Genomic DNA, 17,024 nt, shown 5'->3' with positions numbered 1-17,024 from the left:
CTCTTTTCGACTTGGACAGGTATCGACCCTGGTGCCTAGCGTCGACCCATGGAGCTCACCGGCGAGATGTTGATCGGGGCCCGCGCGGTCCGGGGCACGGCGGGAACCGTGCACGGCCGCGACCCACGGACCGGGGACGCACTGGCGCCGTCGTACGGGCTGGGAGACGCCGCCGACGTGGCCGCGGCGGCGTCGCTGGCCGCGGCCGCGTTCGGCGTCTACCGGAGCACCACCGGGGAGCAGCGCGGGGCGCTGCTCGACACGATCGCGGCCGGGCTCGAGGAGATCGCCGAGCCGCTCGTCGCCCGGGTGGCCGCCGAGACCGGCATCGCCGAGCCGCGGGTGCGTGGTGAGCTGGCCCGAACCACCGGTCAGCTGCGGATGTTCGGCGCGCTCGCCCGCGAGGGCAGCTGGATCTCCGCGCGTATCGACCCCGCGCTCCCCGAGCGCACCCCGCTCCCCCGCCCCGACCTGCGGCAGCGTCGCGTCCCGACCGGGCCGGTCGCCGTGTTCGGGGCGTCGAACTTCCCGCTGGCGTTCTCGGTCGCGGGCGGCGACACCGCGTCGGCGCTGGCGGTGGGATGTCCGGTCGTGGTGAAGGCGCACAGCGCCCACCCGGGCACGTCCGAGCTCGTCGGCCGGGTGATCCAGGGCGCGGTGGCGGCCCTCGGTCTGCCCGAGGGCGTCTTCTCCCTGCTCTTCGGCGACGGGGAGAGCCTGGGCGTCGCGCTCGTGCGCGACCCGCGGATCCGGGCGGTCGGGTTCACCGGCTCCCGGTCCGGCGGTACCGCGCTGACGGCGGCGGCCGCGGCCCGGCCGGTGCCGATCCCGGTGTTCGCCGAGATGTCGAGCGTCAACCCGGTGTTCCTGCTGCCGGGCGCGCTGGCCACGCGCGGGGCGGAGCTGGGCGCGGCGTTCGTGACGTCGCTGACGACCGGCGCCGGCCAGCTGTGCACGAACCCGGGCCTGCTGTTCGCGATCGAGGGGCCCGGCCTGGACGAGTTCCTCGGCGCCGCGGCCGCCGCGATCGCCGAGGTGGACGCGGCGGCGATGCTCACCGCCGGCATCCGGGCCGCGTACGACGACGGGGTCTCCCGGCTGCGCGAGCATCCGCTCGTGACCGAGGTCGCCGCCGGGCCCGGGTCGCCCGGGCTGAGCACACCCCACCTGTTCACGACCACCGCGGACGCGTTCCTCGCCGACCGCGGCCTGCAGGACGAGGTGTTCGGCGCCGCCGCGCTGGTGGTGCGGGTCACCGGCTTCGCCGAGGTGATCGACGCGCTGGAGGGGCAGCTCACCGCGACCGTGCACGCCGCGGCCGAGGACCTCGACCTGGCCGCGTCGCTGCTGCCCTCGCTGGAGCTGCTGGCCGGCCGGATCGTGTTCGACGGCTGGCCCACCGGCGTCGAGGTCGGGTCGGCGACCGTGCACGGCGGCCCGTACCCGAGCACCTCCGACGGGCGGAGCACCTCGGTGGGCACGGCCGCGATCGAACGGTTCCTGCGGCCGGTCGCGTACCAGAACCTTCCGCCCGCGCTGCGGCCACCCGGGCTCGACGACGAGAACACGCTCGGCCTGCGCCGCACGGTCGACGGGGTGCCGCGGTGAGCGGCCCGCCGGTCGTCGTCGGCATGGAGGTGGTGCCGGTGGCCGGGGCGGACAGCATGCTGCTCAACCTCAGCGGCGCGCACGCTCCGTACTTCACGCGCACGGTCGTGGTGCTCACCGACAGCGCGGGCAACACCGGGCTGGGCGAGGTGCCCGGCGGCGAGGCGATCCGCTCGACGCTCGTCGAGGCCGAGCCGCTCGTCGTGGGCACGCCGCTCGGACGCCACCACGCGGTGCTCGACGCGGTGCGCACCGCCTTCGCCGGGCGCGACGCGGGCGGGCGGGGCCGGCAGACGTTCGATCTGCGCACGACCGTGCACGTGCTCACCGCGATCGAGTCCGCGCTGCTCGACCTGCTCGGCCAGTACCTGTCGGTGCCGGTGGCCGACCTGCTCGGCGAGGGGCGCCGGCGCGATCACGTGCCGGTGCTCGGGTACCTGTTCTACGTCGGCGACGGGGCCGGCCTGGGCTACCGGTCGTCCGCGGAACCCGGGTGGTTCGGCGCGCGCGACCGGCCGGTACGCACGCCCGACGACGTCGTGCGGCTGGCCGAGGCGGCCCGCGAACGGTACGGGTTCACCGACTTCAAGCTCAAAGGTGGCGTCTTCGACGGCACCGAGGAGGCCGCCGCCGTCACCGCGCTGGCTGAGCGCTTCCCCGACGCGCGGATCACGCTCGACCCGAACGGCGCCTGGTCGTTGCCGGAGGCGGTCCGGCTGGGCCGGTCGTTGCGTCATGTCCTCGCGTACGCCGAGGACCCGTGCGGCGCCGAGGACGGGTACTCCGGGCGGGAGGTGCTGGCGGAGTTCCGGCGCGCGACCGGGCTGCCGGTGGCGACGAACATGATCGCCACCGACTGGCGTCAGCTGGCCCACGCGGTGCAGCTCGGCGCCGTCGACATCCCGCTCGCCGACCCGCACTTCTGGACGATGGCCGGCAGCGTGCGGGTCGCGCAGCTGTGCGACGCCTGGGGCCTGACCTGGGGATCTCATTCCAACAACCACTTCGACGTGTCGCTGGCGATGTTCACGCACGTGGCGGCGGCCGCACCCGGACAGATCACCGCGATCGACACGCACTGGATCTGGCAGGACGGGCAGCGCCTCACCCGGGAGCCGTTCGCGATCGTCGACGGGGAGATCGCGGTGCCCTCCCGGCCGGGGCTCGGCGTCGAGCTGGACCGCTCGCGGCTGGCCGCCGCCCACGAGCTGTACCTCACGCACGGGCTGGGCAGCCGGGACGACTCGGTGGCGATGCAGCACCTGATCCCGGGGTGGACGTTCGATCCCAAACGCCCCGCGCTGGCACGATGAGGACGTGACTACGGTTCTGCAGGTCGGCCGGCTGATGCCGGCGGTGGCTGACGTGCTGGCGCGCGACTACGACGCGGTCGTGCACGATCCCGCGCGGCTGGCGTCCTACGCGGACTCGGTCCGGGTGGTGGTGACCGGCGGGCACGCCGGGGTGGACACCGCGCTGCTCGACGCCCTGCCCGGGCTCCGCGCGATCGTGCACTTCGGGGCCGGGTACGACGGCACCGACGTCGCCACCGCACGGGAGCGGGGCATCCTCGTCAGCAACACCCCGGGCGTGCTCGACGACAGCGTGGCCGACACCGCGGTCGGCCTGATGATCGACGTGCTGCGTCGCTTCAGCGCGAGCGACCGCTACGTGCGGGCCGGCCGGTGGGCCACCGACGGGCCGTACCCGCTGCAGCGGACGGTGAGCGGCTCGCGGGTCGGCATCGTGGGGCTGGGCCACATCGGTACCGCGATCGCCACCCGGCTCGAGGCGTTCAACTGCCCGATCGCGTACCACAACCGGCGTGCGGTGCCCGATTCCCCGTACCGGTACGAGCCGTCGCTGGTGCGGTTGGCGGCCTCGGTCGACGTGCTCGTGGTCGCCGTGACCGGCGGCACGGGTACGCGGGGGCTGATCGGCCGGGAGGTGCTGGAGGCGCTCGGCCCGGACGGGGTGCTCGTCAACGTCGCTCGGGGCAGCGTGGTGGACGAGCCGGCGCTCGTCGCGCTGCTCACGGCCGGGAAGCTCGGCGGCGCGGGGCTCGACGTCTTCACCGACGAGCCGCACGTGCCGCCGGAACTGCTCGACCGCGACGACGTCGTGCTGCTGCCGCACGTCGGCAGCGCGACGGTCGCGACCAGGGCGGCGATGGCCGACCTGACGCTCGCGAACCTGCGCTCGTTCCTGGAGACCGGGACCCTCGTCACCCCGGTCTGAGCGCGGTGGCGTCGTAGCGCCGGGCCAGGGTGGCGAAGGCCCGGCGTAGCTCCGGCGGGCCGATCACCTCGAGGTCGGCGTCGAAGCGGCCGAGGCTCGCGGCGAGGCCGATCCACGACCACGATCCGGCCACCAGCCGGCAGCGGTCCGGGCCGAGGGCCTCGACCACGCCGTCCCCGGCGAACGGGGCCACGGCCGTGGCCGCGGCCGCCAGCACCACCTCGCCCCGGCACGGCCACTCCGGGGTGTCCGAGCCCCGGAACCGCGCCGTGATAAACGTCGCGACGTCCCCGCCGGGGATCTCACGCCGGGTGAACCGGGGTCCGGTGGGGATCCGCGGCACGATCCGATCGACGCGGAACGTCCGCCAGTCGTCGCGGTCACGGTCCCAGCCCACCAGGTACCAGCGCCCGCGCCGCGTCACCAGGTGGTGTGGCTCGACCCGCCGGACGGCTCCCGAGTAGTCGAACCGGAGGACCTCGTCGGCCCGGATCGCGGCCGCGACGGCGAGCAGCACGGCGGTGTCAGCCTGGGGTGCGCTGCCCACCGCGGTCAGCTCCAGCGCGTCGATGCGGTGACGCAGTCGTGCGGGCATCACCTGGCGCACGGTGGTGAGCGCACGCGCCGCCGCCTCCTCGATGCCGGCCCCGGACGTCACCGCGATCCGCAGCGCCACGGCCAGCGCGACCGCTTGCTCGTCGTCGAACAGCAGTGGTGGCAGTTGGGTACCGGCGTCCAACCGGTACCCGCCGTCGGGACCCTTGACCGCTCGGATCGGGTACCCCAGTTCACGCAGCCGGTCGACGTCGCGGCGCACGGTGCGCGGGCTCACGTCCAGCCGGGTGGCGAGGGCCTCCCCCGGCCAGTCGCGGCGAGCCTGCAGCAACGAGAGCAACGCGAGCAGCCGCGCCGACGTGTGACCCATGGCATCGATTCTGCCCGGAAGTAGAGGTCAGTAGTTGACCGCTACTGCGACCACAGTTCACCTCATGACGATCAACACGACGACCCACCTGAACTTCCGCGGCGACGCCCGGGCGGCGCTGGAGTTCTACCACTCGATCTTCGGCGGCGAGATCGTGCTCGCCACCTACTCCGACGCCCACAGCGTCCAGGACCCGGCCGAGGCGGACTGGATCACCTGGGGCCAGGTCGAGGCCGGCAACGGCTTCCGCGTGATGGCCTACGACGTGCAGGTCCGCCGGCCGTTCGAGCGGGGCGCGAACTCGTTCTTCGTGTCGATCCGCGGCACGTCGGCCGACGAGGTCTCGGCCTTCTGGAAGGGCCTGTCCGAGGGCGCGACGATCGTCGAGGACCTCGCCCCGGCGGGCTGGTCGCCGCTCTACGGCATGCTCACCGACCGCTTCGGCGTCACCTGGGTGCTCGACGTCGAGGCCGAGTACTCCGGGTCCTGACCCTCGGCACCGGCCCGCCGCTTGGCGGGCCGGTGCGAGCCGGTGCGGACCGGCGGGTGAGAGCAGCCGGTGCGGCCCGGCCGGCCGACGCGAGCCGGCCAGCGCCAGTGGGCCAGTGGCGGCGGGCCGGACGGTGGCTTAGTATCCGGTGGCTACCAGCGCGAGGAGGCCGACGGCGACGACCGCGTCGAAGACGCCGCACCATTCCGCGAACGACCGGCTGATCACCGAGTCGCGCCGCCAGAGCACCGCGTCCCAAGCCGCGTGCCCGAGCAGGCCGACCGCAACGACGACCGCCCCGGCCGCGGTGGGCACCTCGAGCGCGACCACGAACACCGCGAGCCCCATCAGCCCCACCGGTACCTGAAGCAGGTGCCATCGCTCGCGCCGCCGCACCGCCACGACCGCACTCCCGACCACGGCGATCACGGCCAGCACCGGCAGCTCGGGTACCTCGAACGCGCGGAGAGCGACCACACCGACGAACAGCACCACGACGACCGGCCAGGTCAACGCCCGTCGATCGAGAGCGGCGAGCGCGACGTACCCGGCCGCGGCCACCACCAGCGCGACCCCCACACCGGGCTCGGCGGCCCCGTCGGACAGCGTCAGCGCCGCGCACGCGAGCGCGAGCACAGTGGGCCAGCGGTGCAACACGGACGTCGGGCGAGCTACCGCTTGTGTTGTCATACTCCGAGGATGAGATACCCGGTGGGGGTAAGTCACGTCCACGCAGAACCCCGTCCGTTTTCTTGGGAAACGCGTCCGATCCGAGCGATCCGGGGCGCCTGTCCGAGGTGTCGAGTCGCCGCAGACAGCCCGACTCACACGGTACGCGAAGGCTATAAATGATTTATCCGTTATGCCTAATTTATTACTGAATAGCCAGCCTAAAAAGGCCATCTTCCTCGTTACATTCGTGGAACGAGTTGGCGTACAGTAATCGATGCGACGCGCTTGACCGGGCGCGCCAGTAGTGGCGTGCGCGTCGTCTGTGAATACTGTTCACGTGAACGACGGGAACCGCCCATGGTCGAGAAATTGTTCTTCCGTAAGAGCACGAAGAGCAACGTGGCCAACTGCGTCGAGGTTGCCTTCTCCCACCGCGGAACGCTACTCCGCAATTCTCGGTATCCGGACGGCCTCGTTCTGGAGTTGACCCGCCGTGAATGGGAAGACTTTCGTGCCGCGGCGGCAAGCGGGCGATTCGACCGTCCAGGGTGCGACGAACCGCAGTAGGGTCTCGCCGCGCTACTTGATATGCACTCCGCCATCGATCCGGTGTGCTTGAACGACGGTCCCGTGTTGAACTCCTCCACTCACGATATTTGTCGATTCCGATGTGGCCGTTCGGGACAGACTTCGCCAATCGGCTACCCACGCCTCGATTTCGTCGCGAAACTCGGTGTCGCGGTCGGCCATTTCGGCCACGCTGAACCCGAGCTCGCTCACGATCTCTTGACGACGACGGGCGTCGAGCTCGGGGAAACCCACCGGTTCCTGAAGCTCCACAGCGATCCGGCGTCGGCGGAGCAATTGCGTGAGCGAAACCCACGCCTGTTTGCCGGCTTCTCCGCCGGCGCCGCTGAGTACCGCCCCGAGTATCGCCCCGATCTCGGCGGGTTCCATGGCTCCTCCATCTCTCTCCACAATAGGCGTTGCCGAAATGACAAACTACTGTTCCGGCGACAACGACTTCACTTGCGCATCGACACTGGCAGCCCGTGGATCGCCCATGGCTTCGAAGAGCGCACGCGCCTCCGTGAACGTGGTCCGCGCCTGCTCGACGTCACCGACACTCAGCGCCAGACGCCCTGACTCCGCGAGCGCCTCCGCCCGCGCCTGCCGATCGCCCAAGCCCCCGTAGAGATCGGCGGCGGCGTCGAACTGAGCTCGCGCCTGGTCGGGTGCGCCCTGACCCACGTTGGAGCGACCCAACTCCAGGCGAGCCGCCGCGATGCTCCACCGGTTGTCGATCTCCTCGAAGATCGCCAAGGCTTCCTGGCAATACTCGCCCGCACGCTGATAGTCGCGCAGCCCGTTGTAGGCACCAGCGATGCTCAGCAGCGCCAGACCGCGTCCTCGCGACTCGCCGATCTGCTCGAACAGTTCCCGAGCCCGCTCGGCCGCGTCGAGCACCTGCTGGAATTCGCCTTTCTCCTGCAGCACCATCGCGCGGCCACGCACCGCGAACGCTGCCCGCCAGCGGTCTCCGTTCTGAAGACTGAGCTCGTACCCCTCGCTGTAGCGCTCCAAGGCGAGTTCGAAGTCACGACGGTGGCGATGAGCGTCGGCCAGCAGCAGAATCAAATGCGTGCGGGCGGTCATGTCCGCATCGTCGCGCGCAGCGTCGATTCCGATCTGGCTGACCTGCACCCAATTCTCCAGATAGGACCCACGTTCGAGGAAAGCGCTGGCTGAGACGGCTAGTTGCCAACACACCCGTACGAGTCCGAAACGCTTCGACTGGCGAACGCTGTCGACCAGATTCACGCGCTCGGTTTCGCACCAGGCGAGCGCGTCCGGCAGGTCGCGGAACGATCGCGCACCCGGCAGGTCGACACTTTCGTCGATCGGGAACGTCCACCCCTGCGGGACGATGATCCGGTAGGCGGCCCAGCTGCGGGTCAGATACCAGAGGTAGATGTTGCGCAACGCATTTCTGCGCCGTTCCAACGTCAGATCCGCCTCCGCGCGCTCGGCGGCGAACAAACGAACGAGATCGTGCATTCGATGGCGCTTCGTATCTCGTTCCTGAATCAGATTCGAGCTGGTGAGCGAATCGAGAAGCAGGACCACCCGCCCCCGTTCGACGCCACTGAGTACCACGCAGGCGTCCACGGACATCTCAACCCCGGGGTGCAGCCCGAGATAGGCGAAGAAAATGCGCTCTTCGATGCGCAGATTCTGATACGACCACATGAAAACCGTGCGCACGGCCGCGAGGTCGTCCTCGCTCCGAGACAGCAGATCGAGCCGTTCGCGCTCGACCGACAACTCATGGGAAATCTCGGTCAGCGAGGTGCCCGGCCGATCCAGCACTCGTTCCGCGACCACGCGGAGCGGCAAGGGAAGAAACGAGCAGTAGGCCGCGATCTCCGCGGCCGCCGCGTGCTCCGCCTCGACCCGCTCCGCGCCGATGATTTCGGCGAGCAGCCGGGCGGCGGCATCGGGAGCCAACGCGTCGAGCTGCATCCGGCTTGCTCCCTCCCGGACGCCAAGCCCGCGAAGCGTGTTGCGGCTGGTCACGACGACCACGCAGGTCGTCGAGGCCGGCATCAACGGCCGGACCTGCTCGGCCGAGCCGACGTTGTCCAGCAGCAACAGAAGGCGACGTCCACTACATATGGTGCGGAATAGAGCCGCTCGCTCGTGGGTGGTCTGGGGAATCCGTTCGGTCGGGACGTTCAACGCGCGAAGGAACGCGTCCAACGCCTCGTCCGCACTGATGGCGGGGCCTTTTCCGTAGGCCTGGAAGTCCAGATAGAGATCCCCGTCGGGAAACTGATGGCGTACCCGGTGCGCCCAGTGGACGGCGACCGCAGTCTTCCCGATGCCCCCTGCTCCGGCGATCGCCGAGATAACGACCGTGACCGGTTGGTCAGCGGATCGCACTCCGACGGACAGCTTGAGGTCCAGCCGACGGAGCGTTTCTTCCCGGTCGATGAAGTGGGGTATGTCCGGCGGTAGCTGACGGGGCGAGGGTAGGTCCTGCACCGACAGGTACGACCCGATGTGCACCGGGCCGTTGATGGTCTGAGCTTGCACGGACGAAGAAGTCGAGCCGGACAGCTCGTTTCTCGATCCCGATTCGTTCGCTCCGCTCATTGCTCACTCGTCTCCCCCATGCTGCGCCCGGCAGTCAGCCGGCACCCCCGGCATACTCGCCGACGGGCCACGAGCACCCCCACGCCGCCTCACCCCACCGGAGGTGCTGCTGCACGACGGCAGGCTCCTCATCGACCTCGACACCGGTGAGTTGGTCGTCCCCGTCGAAGACCATCACCACGACCGACCTCGCATCGAACAGCCAGTAGTCGTACGTGGGAAGTCCGAGGCGACCCGCGGCGGAGCGCTCGAGATACCGGATCGCTTCGCCGTGCCTGACGTTGACCGGCGTCATGTACATCTCGAACTTCACGTAGTCGCTCGGCGGATCATCCGCGACCCGGACACGCCGCATGATCCGGCCGTCATTGAGCCGGGGCCCGATGACGTCGAACCACGGCTTCATCCATTCCCAGCCGGGCTTACCCCCGTGCAGGAAATCAAGGAAGTGGGCCCGCTCGACCTCGTCCATGCCGTAGGACCGACGCACTTCGAGCCGGAAGGCCGAGTGCGTGAAGGTCACGAAGAACTCGTGCAGTCGGTCGTATCCCCGATGAACCCTGATTACGATCACCCATTCGCCTTGTACCAATCCAGAAGCGAACGCGGAACTACGACCACGCCCTCACCAGGCAACACGTCGCGGAGGTCGGCAATCGCCGCTTTGTCGCGGAGCTCTTCGCCTTGAACCGCTATATCACCCGTGTCCGTTTCATATAAGGCCGGACAGCTACCGATGTTGCTGCCGGTGAAAAGGAGGCGAAGTCGCATACGAATCCCCTCGAAGCCCATTTGGGTATCGATAGGATAAGCGATTAACCGCCTTAAATCGCGGCATCGCACCGAACTTAAATTGCCGGCTCCCGAAAAGTGGTGACCGTGCGATTATTGATGCTACAGAACACTTCAGGTAGTGGTCATACCTTCGTGTTCACCCCGACTCTCGGGCCCCGTATCAGCTCAACAACCCGGCGCGGTGAGCGGCGTCGACCGCGGAGGCCCGGTCACGGACGCCCAGCTTCTCGAACAGGTGCAGCAGGTGCGTCTTGACCGTCGTCTCCGAGATGAACAGCGTCTTGGCCGCTTCGCGGTTCGTCGCTCCGGCCGCCACCAGCCGCAGCACCTCGAGCTCCCGCTTGCTCAGGCCCGGAGACGCGGCGACCGGGGGCGGCGACGCGGCGCGGGTCATCAGGCGGCTGGCCACGGCGGGTGACAACACCGCCTCGCCGCGGTGCGCGCTACGCACGGCACGCAGCAGCTCGTCGCCGGGCGCGTCCTTGAGCAGGTACCCGGTGGCGCCGGCGGCGACGGCGTCCAGCACGTCGGCGTCCTCGTCGAACGTCGTCAGCACCAGGACCCGGGCCGCGACGCCGCGGTGGCGCAGCTCGCGGATCGCCTCCACGCCGCCACCGCCCGGCATGCGCAGGTCCATCACGACGACGTCCGGCCGCAGCGCGACCGCCTGCAGAACCGCCTGCTCGCCGTCGGAGGCCTCGCCGACGACCTCGATGTCCTCGACGCTGTCGAACATGCCGCGTAAGCCGTCACGCACCACCGGGTGATCGTCCGCGAGCAGGAGCCGGATCACACGACCTCCACTTTCGACGCGGCGGGCAGCGTCGCCACCAGCGCGGTGCCCTCGCCCGGAGCGCTCTCCACGACCAGCGACCCGTCGACGCGGGCCAGGCGCTCGCGCATCGCGGTGAGGCCCAGGCCGGTGCCGTCCGCGCGCATGCCGACCGTGTCCGGCTCGAACCCCACCCCGTCGTCGCGGACGTCGAGCGTCACCGCGTCCTCGAAGTAGGTGAGCGTCACCCCGACCCGCGTGGCGCCCGCGTGTTTCGTCACGTTTGTCAGCGCTTCCTGCACCGTGCGCAGCAGAACGACCTCCTGGTCCGGCGGGAGCACCCGAACGGCCCCCGCGACGTCGACCTCCACCGGCAGGCCGGCGCGCTGGGCGACGTCGCCGATGGCTTGCGGAAGTGTTGATCCTTCCAGCTGACCAGGGCGTAACGCACGGAGGGACCGGCGGGCCTCGGCGAGCCCGTCGCGGGCGAGCTCGGCGACCAGGTCGAGATGCGGACGTGGGCCCGGAGCCAGCTCGCCGCCGCGGTCGGCGACCTCGAGCTGGCGGATGATGCCGGTCAGGGCCTGCGCGAGCGTGTCGTGGATCTCGCCGGCCAGCCGGGCCCGCTCGTCCAGCACACCGGCTTCGCGGGCCTGGCTGATCAGCTGCGACTGCAGCCCACGGTTCTCGACGAGCGTCTCTTCCAGACGCTTGTTGGTGACGGTGAGCTCCTCGAGCATGTGGGCGCGCTCGATCTCCTGCTCCCGCGACTTGATGACCGCCCGGCTCAGGTACCACACCAGGGCGAAACTTCCGGCGCTGAGCAGTAGCCAGACCACGATCAGGACCGGCGTGGTCGGGTAGCCGCCGATGTAGCTGGCCGACGCGATCAGCGCGAAGGCGCCGGTCGCCGGGTAGACCAACCGCTCGGGCAGGTAGTTCGGCGCTTCGACATACCCGTACCAGGCGTAGATGCCGTACCACGGGTTGAGTCCGACGAGGACCGCGGTGAGGACGAGCCGCACCACGAGGTACGTGGAGGGGATGTCGCGCACCGAGGGGTGACAGACCAGAATCCAGGTCGCGGTGAACGCGGTGACACCGAAGATGAACGGGAGCCGCTCGTGGCCGCGGTCGAGGATCAACGTGTCCGCGACGGCGATCAGGGTGGCGGCCGCGAGCAGCGCCAGCGGCATCCAGCGGCGAAGACTCGGCTCCGCCACCGGATCGATCCCCAGTGCGCTCACGGCTGCCTCCTCGTCGGGTCGTTGCTCATTCTGACGTCCGCGGCTACTGCCAGCGGAAGGTACGGACCGCCAGACCGATGAACACGACCGCGTAGGCCAGGAGCACCAGCAGGGACTTCACCGCGGGGAAATCGCCGTCGATCGAGGTCGCCAGGGCCTGGCTCGCCGCGCCCAGCGGCGTGAACTCCGAGATCGTGCGCAGCCAGCCGGGCATCGTCTGCAGCGGGATCCACAGGCCGGCGAAGAACATCAGCGGGAAGAACAGGATGCTGGTGATCGCGTTCGCGACCTTCGACGACGGCGCGAGCGCGGCGACGAGCGCGGCCAGGCCGAGCAGCGACCCGGCGGCCAGCAGGTACGTGATCAGCCAGCCCAGCGGGTTGCCGGGGAAACCGTCGTCGAACGTGAGCGTGGCGACGATCAGCATGACGGCCACGGTGGAGAGCACGACGGCCAGGTTGATGCCGATCTGGGTGGCGAGCAGGCGCCAGGGCCGCATCGGGGTGACCGAGAGTCGCTTGAGAATCCCGCGTTCCCGGTAGGAGCCGAGTACCGCGGGCAGGCTCATCGTCGTCAGCAGGGCCAGCGCGATCAGCGCGATGACGCCGAGGTAGACCTGCGCGTAGCTGAGGCCGCCGAGGGAGTCGGTGGGGCGGCTGGTGCCGGGCACGAGCGCCAGCACCGTGAACGCGATGATCGGCAAGCCGGTGGTCCAGAGCAGCAGGATCGGCTCACGCAGCAGGAGGCGGAACTCGGTCTTCACGAGGGTCTTGATCATGACTGGCTCCCGGAGGTCAGCAGGGCGTCGTCGAGGGTGGCTTGGTGGACGCGCAGGTCGCGGGCGGTGAGACCGGCGCGGGCGATGTGGGCGGTGACCGCGAGGATGACGTCGCCGGTGCCGGTGATGATCATGTTCTGGCCCTGCACCTGGACGGTGCGGACGTCGGCCAGCGCGCGGAAGTCGTCCATCACGTCGCGGGGGTCCTCGTCGAGGCGGAACTTGATCTCCTGGCGGCCGTCAGTCCGCTGGTTGATCAGCCCGGCCGGGGTGTCGACCGTGACGATCTTCCCGTTCTCGAACAGCGCGAGGCGGTCGGCGAGGAACTCGGCCTCCTCCATGAAGTGGGTGACGAGGACGACCGTGACGCCGTCGTCGCGCAGGCCCTCGATCAGCCCCCACGTCTCCCGGCGGGCCTTCGGGTCAAGGCCCGTGGTCAGCTCGTCGAGCACCGCGACGCGGGGCCGCCCGACCAGCGCGAGCGCGATCGCCAGGCGCTGCTTCTGACCGCCGGAGAGCTTCGCGAACGGCCGGTTGCGGTGCTCGGTGAGGTGCAGCCGCTCGAGCAGGTCGCCGCCGTCGACCGGGTTGCGGTAGAAGGACGAGTACAGCTCGATCGCTTCGCTGACGCGCATCTTGTCCGGCAGCTGCGAGTCCTGCAGCTGCACGCCGACGAGGTGCGACAGCTTCTCGGCGTCGCGGTCCGGATCGAGGCCGAGGACATTGACCTCGCCGCCGTCCCGGTGACGGACGCCGGAGATCATCTCCACGGTGGTGGTCTTGCCGGCGCCGTTGTGGCCGAGGACGGCGAAGATCTCGCCCTCGTTGATGTCCAGATCGATGCCGTCGACGACGGTCCGGCCGGCGTAACTCTTGCGGAGTCCGCGTGCGGTGATGGCGGGCATTGGGGGCTCCTTCCTTCTGGGGTGCCTCTAGCTTCGAGCGAATGCGCCGGCGGGGGCATGCGCCAGCCGGTCGCCGACGGATGGATCCCCACCTCCTCCATCTGGAGGACCCCACTTCCATCCGGCGGATCGATCCCTTCCACCGGAGCGCGGGGCTGTCGCGGCGCGGGGCTGTTCCGGCGCGCGGTTGTCGCGGCGCGGGGCTGTTCCGGCACGGGGCCGTTGCCGCACGGGGCTGTCGCAGGGCGGGGCTGTTCCGGCGCGGAGCGCAGGGCACCGGACAGGGCAGGACGCAGAGCGAAGAGCTGGGTGCGGAGAGCAGAGCGAAGCGCGGGAGCACAAGGGTGCCAGCGGAGCGGGAGAGCACAAAGGACGGCGCGGAGGCGCAGGGCACGCAGGGGCAGGGCGCGGAAAACGACTGGCAGCATGGCGTATTCGAGTGAGTCGTGTTCGGATCAGGAACCAGCGTCTCCAGCCGACCTCCTCCTGGGCCTGTTCCCCTCGTCGTAACTAGGCTCGCGGTGTGAGCGATGCCTACACGGTCTTCTGGCCCAGCGGCCGCTGCCAGGCGGCGGAGCCGAGAGCGGAGGCGGGCACGTCGCTGGAGATTCTGTTCGGAGGTCGGCACCAGTCCTTACCCAGCTTCGCTCGCGCAGGGGTAGCCGCCGGCGACGTGCTGTATCCGGTGACCGTCTCCGCGAAGCGGCTGTTCGTCCTCGGAAAGATGACGGTCGAACGGCTCGTCACCGCCGATGTGTTCGCGTTGAGTGACGCTTTCCCGCAGTGGCGCTTTCTGATCGATAGCTGCATGTCCGAGGCCGTGCTTGGGTGCGAGGGCACGCCGCTGCGTCTGGATGCGCCGATGGCAGTAGAGGCCCTGCGGCGCCTGACCTACCGGTCCACACGAGGAAGCCGGACGTTACGACACCTCGGGCCGGACGGCGAGTTGCTTCGGACGAACGAAGTTCAGGGGATCTACCGCGTGGATCCGACGAACGTCGCCGATCTCGACGCCGTGCTGGTCCAGCCGCCGTCGGACACGCGGTGCGTTCGATCGGGGACGAATAAGCGGCAAGCGAAGGCCGACGCCGACCGGCTGTTCTGGCACGAGTTCTCCAGGCCATCGGCGGCGACGCGCCCCGACTACGGCTGACGAGGGGCGATCCGGGTAGTTGAGGACGACGAGGACGGACCGGCTGGCCAGGTCCGACTCGCCTCGCCGACCCTCAAGCCGGGGCCCGTGGAACCCCGCGGACCCCGGCGAGGCGCACCCGGCCTGACTCGAACTGGGCCGGCTTCCTCAACGCCGACGCAGAGGCGGGCGCATCGACAGTGCGGGCTCATCACCACGGTAACCAGCCAGCTTGCCCACCCCAAACCGAAAAACGCCTGCTTGGCGCCGATGCAACACGCCTGCTTGAAGCAAGCCGGAGCGCGGGGCGGGGCATGGGGGCGGAGCGCGGGGCGGGGCGCAACGCACGAGCGCAACGCAGCGGCGGGGCACGGGGCACGGGCACGGCACTGCACGAGGCACGGCACGAGGCACGGCACGGGGAACGGCACGGGACCATAAGAGCGCGCGCAGTAGCACAGACGCAGCGCAGGAGTGCAGGGCGCGGGGCGCTGTCGCAGCACGGGACACGACGCGTCACGAGCACGGGGCCGGGCGGGGCGGAGCGCTGGCGCGGTACGGAGCGCTGACCGCTGACTACGGCCGGGTTCGCTGCCTCGACCTCCACGAGTTCTGGGGGTCTCGACCGTTCTCGGGCCTAAGCAGGCTGCGGTAGGGCCGGGAAATCGGCGTAGGCCCGGGAAGCTGTCGTCGGGCCAGGAACTGTGCGGCCCGCGCCCTTGAACCGTTGATCCCGAGTGGTCAGTGCACTGATCACGGATCGGTCAACTGCAGGCGCCTTCTCGGGACTCGGTCGCCACACGGGCCGCAGAATGCCATCGCCGCACAGCACACAGCGCGCCACCGCCGCACAGCCCGCAACGCGCCACCGCCACACGGCCCGCAACGCGCCACCGCAGCGTGCCATCGCAGCACACCCACAACGCGCCGCCACCCCACAACGCGCCGTCACTCCGCAACGCGCCATCACCCCGCAACGCGCCACCGCTGAAGCGCGCCGAGTGCCACCGCCGCGCAGCGCGCTGTGGGGAACTAGCTGTGGGGAGCTAGTTGGAGGGTTTGCGGGGGTGAGGGATGCGCCCGGCGGCTCCTCGGGTGGCTGCGTCGCGGGCTCGGCAGAGGCGGGCGAAGAGTTCGGCCTGATCGGCCGGGAGTGTGGTGGACAGCTCGCGACCCAGCCGGAGGACGGCGTCCAGTTGGGTCGCGGTCTGTACCCGTCCCAGCGTGTCGTGGTACGTGGCCGCGAGCCGGACGATCGCCAGCCGCTCGGTGTGCTCCATCGATCCCTCCCCGGGGTTCTCCCGGAGACAGAGCCGGACCGCGGCCCGCTGATACACCCGTCAGCCGCCCAGTTCGCGTTTGCGGCGCAGCAGCTTCCCCCGGTACGCGCGGGCCCGGGCGACGTTGATGGCCGCGACCAGCACGAACGCCCCCGCGAGGACCGTGAACTCGCCGCGCCCCCGGGAGAGCGCGATCGCCGTGACGGTCAGCCCGACCGCGATGGTGACCGCCAACGCCAGCCAGCCGGCGACGACCCGGTCGAGCGCCAGCAGCGGCGTGCGGCGGCGCAGCACCCAGGCGCCGTACCCGACCCACCCGAGCCCGCCGGCGGCGATCACGCCGAACGCCACCTGGGTGCGCGCGGGCAGGTGCGGTTCGGTGGCCCAGAGGGCGAGAACGACCGCGGCGACCGCGGCACCGGCCAGCGCCACGGCCACGGTGGCGACGCGGCGGCGCAACGACAGCCGCCGGTCGAGACGGGAGACGACGTCCTCGGCGTTCATCGCGCGAACCCTTTCTGAGTGAACTCGTCGCGCAACATCCGGCGGCCCCGGGACAGGCGCGATTTGACGGTGCCGACCGGGATCCCACAGATCTCGGCGCAGGACTCCAGGGACAGGTCGAGCAGGTAGAACAGGACCACGACCTCCCGCTCACGCACGGGTAACGCGCCCACACTCGCCACCACCGCGGCCCGATCGAGCACGGCATCGTCGATGTCGGGTCCGACGCCCTCGACCTCGGCGCCGAGTTCCGGGCGGGCGTACTCGTCGCGGAGGCGGTTCGTCACCGCGCGGCGGGCGATGCTGAACAGCCACGGCGGGAAGCGGACCGGGTCGCGCAGCCGGGGCAGGCCGCGCACGACGGCCAGCCACACCTCCTGCACGACGTCGTCCGACCGCCCCGCCCCCAGCATGCGCCGGACGTAGTTGGTCAGTGGGTCGTGCCAGGCGCGCACCAGGTCGGCGAACGCGTCGCGCTCGCCGAGCTGGGAGCGCACCACAAGCAGTTCATCGGTCATCCCG

Annotated in this window: 18 protein-coding genes; 6 read left to right on the top strand and 12 right to left on the bottom strand. The window is 70.2% G+C overall.

Going from position 1 to position 17,024, the window contains the following annotated elements; translation table 11 throughout:
* The first annotated feature begins 48 nt into the window (after positions 1–48).
* From CRYAR_RS11705 to CRYAR_RS11695, 3 genes are read left to right on the top strand one after another with little or no spacing between them, the layout of a single operon-like run.
* Positions 49–1,608: an aldehyde dehydrogenase (NADP(+)) gene (locus CRYAR_RS11705; RefSeq protein WP_035850545.1), complete on the top strand. Its 1,560-nt coding sequence runs from the start codon at positions 49–51 to the stop codon at positions 1,606–1,608.
* Positions 1,609–1,631: 23 nt separating this feature from the next.
* The gene (locus CRYAR_RS11700; RefSeq protein WP_035861842.1) at positions 1,632–2,921 is read left to right on the top strand and encodes an enolase C-terminal domain-like protein; all 1,290 of its coding nucleotides are present in this window, start codon (positions 1,632–1,634) and stop codon (positions 2,919–2,921) included.
* Positions 2,922–2,955: 34 nt separating this feature from the next.
* Entirely contained in the window at positions 2,956–3,846 is an 891-nt protein-coding gene (locus CRYAR_RS11695) for a 2-hydroxyacid dehydrogenase (RefSeq protein ID WP_084701838.1), read from the top strand.
* Here CRYAR_RS11695 and CRYAR_RS11690 read toward each other — a convergent pair.
* Positions 3,833–4,771 (bottom strand): helix-turn-helix transcriptional regulator, encoded by a 939-nt coding sequence (locus CRYAR_RS11690; RefSeq protein WP_035850543.1) that lies wholly within the window; start codon positions 4,769–4,771, stop codon positions 3,833–3,835. The two genes, CRYAR_RS11695 and CRYAR_RS11690, sit on opposite strands and share 14 nt — an antisense overlap.
* Before the next feature lie 64 nt (positions 4,772–4,835).
* On the opposite strand from CRYAR_RS11690, the gene CRYAR_RS11685 reads away from it, so the two are divergent.
* Positions 4,836–5,261: a VOC family protein gene (locus tag CRYAR_RS11685; RefSeq protein WP_035850541.1), complete on the top strand. Its 426-nt coding sequence runs from the start codon at positions 4,836–4,838 to the stop codon at positions 5,259–5,261.
* A gap of 138 nt (positions 5,262–5,399) precedes the next feature.
* Here CRYAR_RS11685 and CRYAR_RS11680 read toward each other — a convergent pair whose 3' ends face one another.
* A complete protein-coding gene (locus tag CRYAR_RS11680) occupies positions 5,400–5,951 on the bottom strand; it encodes a hypothetical protein (protein WP_157017598.1) in 552 nt (183 codons plus the stop codon).
* A 339-nt stretch (positions 5,952–6,290) separates the two neighbouring features.
* On the opposite strand from CRYAR_RS11680, the gene CRYAR_RS50660 reads away from it, so the two are divergent.
* Positions 6,291–6,500 carry a DUF397 domain-containing protein gene (locus CRYAR_RS50660; protein WP_084700360.1) on the top strand — a complete coding sequence of 70 codons (210 nt, stop codon included), beginning with the start codon at positions 6,291–6,293 and terminating at the stop codon, positions 6,498–6,500.
* A 12-nt stretch (positions 6,501–6,512) separates the two neighbouring features.
* Here CRYAR_RS50660 and CRYAR_RS11675 read toward each other — a convergent pair whose 3' ends face one another.
* The 7 genes from CRYAR_RS11675 to CRYAR_RS11640 form a co-directional block, all read right to left on the bottom strand.
* Positions 6,513–6,890 carry a hypothetical protein gene (locus tag CRYAR_RS11675; RefSeq protein WP_035850539.1) on the bottom strand — a complete coding sequence of 126 codons (378 nt, stop codon included), beginning with the start codon at positions 6,888–6,890 and terminating at the stop codon, positions 6,513–6,515.
* A 45-nt stretch (positions 6,891–6,935) separates the two neighbouring features.
* Positions 6,936–9,089, bottom strand: a complete 2,154-nt coding sequence (locus CRYAR_RS11670) for an ATP-binding protein (RefSeq protein WP_063725698.1) — start codon at positions 9,087–9,089, stop codon at positions 6,936–6,938.
* A 34-nt stretch (positions 9,090–9,123) separates the two neighbouring features.
* The gene (locus tag CRYAR_RS11665; RefSeq protein WP_051570046.1) at positions 9,124–9,663 is read right to left on the bottom strand and encodes a DUF6879 family protein; all 540 of its coding nucleotides are present in this window, start codon (positions 9,661–9,663) and stop codon (positions 9,124–9,126) included.
* A 381-nt stretch (positions 9,664–10,044) separates the two neighbouring features.
* Entirely contained in the window at positions 10,045–10,677 is a 633-nt protein-coding gene (locus tag CRYAR_RS11655) for a response regulator (protein ID WP_035850538.1), read from the bottom strand.
* A complete protein-coding gene (locus tag CRYAR_RS11650) occupies positions 10,674–11,903 on the bottom strand; it encodes a sensor histidine kinase (RefSeq protein WP_157017594.1) in 1,230 nt (409 codons plus the stop codon). Before CRYAR_RS11650 ends, CRYAR_RS11655 begins: the two co-directional genes overlap by 4 nt.
* Positions 11,904–11,946: 43 nt before the next feature.
* Complete coding sequence (locus tag CRYAR_RS11645) at positions 11,947–12,681, bottom strand: ABC transporter permease (RefSeq protein ID WP_035850533.1); 735 nt, start codon at positions 12,679–12,681, stop codon at positions 11,947–11,949.
* A complete protein-coding gene (locus CRYAR_RS11640; RefSeq protein WP_035850531.1) occupies positions 12,678–13,586 on the bottom strand; it encodes an ABC transporter ATP-binding protein in 909 nt (302 codons plus the stop codon). Before CRYAR_RS11640 ends, CRYAR_RS11645 begins: the two co-directional genes overlap by 4 nt.
* Positions 13,587–14,109: 523 nt before the next feature.
* Here CRYAR_RS11640 and CRYAR_RS11630 point away from each other — a divergent pair.
* The gene (locus CRYAR_RS11630; protein WP_051570044.1) at positions 14,110–14,739 is read left to right on the top strand and encodes a hypothetical protein; all 630 of its coding nucleotides are present in this window, start codon (positions 14,110–14,112) and stop codon (positions 14,737–14,739) included.
* 1,025 nt (positions 14,740–15,764) lie between these two features.
* Here the strand turns inward: CRYAR_RS11630 and CRYAR_RS11625 are convergent.
* The 3 genes from CRYAR_RS11625 to CRYAR_RS11615 are packed head-to-tail and all read right to left on the bottom strand — an operon-like array spanning position 15,765 to position 17,020.
* Positions 15,765–15,998, bottom strand: coding sequence for a hypothetical protein (locus tag CRYAR_RS11625; RefSeq protein ID WP_035850526.1), 234 nt, complete (start codon positions 15,996–15,998; stop codon positions 15,765–15,767).
* Positions 15,999–16,058: 60 nt separating this feature from the next.
* Positions 16,059–16,502 carry a hypothetical protein gene (locus CRYAR_RS11620; protein ID WP_035850523.1) on the bottom strand — a complete coding sequence of 148 codons (444 nt, stop codon included), beginning with the start codon at positions 16,500–16,502 and terminating at the stop codon, positions 16,059–16,061.
* A complete protein-coding gene (locus CRYAR_RS11615) occupies positions 16,499–17,020 on the bottom strand; it encodes an RNA polymerase sigma factor (protein ID WP_035850520.1) in 522 nt (173 codons plus the stop codon). The genes CRYAR_RS11620 and CRYAR_RS11615 overlap by 4 nt, the downstream gene beginning before the upstream one ends.
* Between the last annotated feature and the right edge of the window lie 4 nt (positions 17,021–17,024).

It is taken from the genome of Cryptosporangium arvum DSM 44712 (genome assembly GCF_000585375.1).
Taxonomy (GTDB): domain Bacteria; phylum Actinomycetota; class Actinomycetes; order Mycobacteriales; family Cryptosporangiaceae; genus Cryptosporangium; species Cryptosporangium arvum.
The sequence above is the reverse complement of the archived record's forward strand: the minus strand, read 5'-3'. Positions and strand labels throughout refer to the sequence as shown.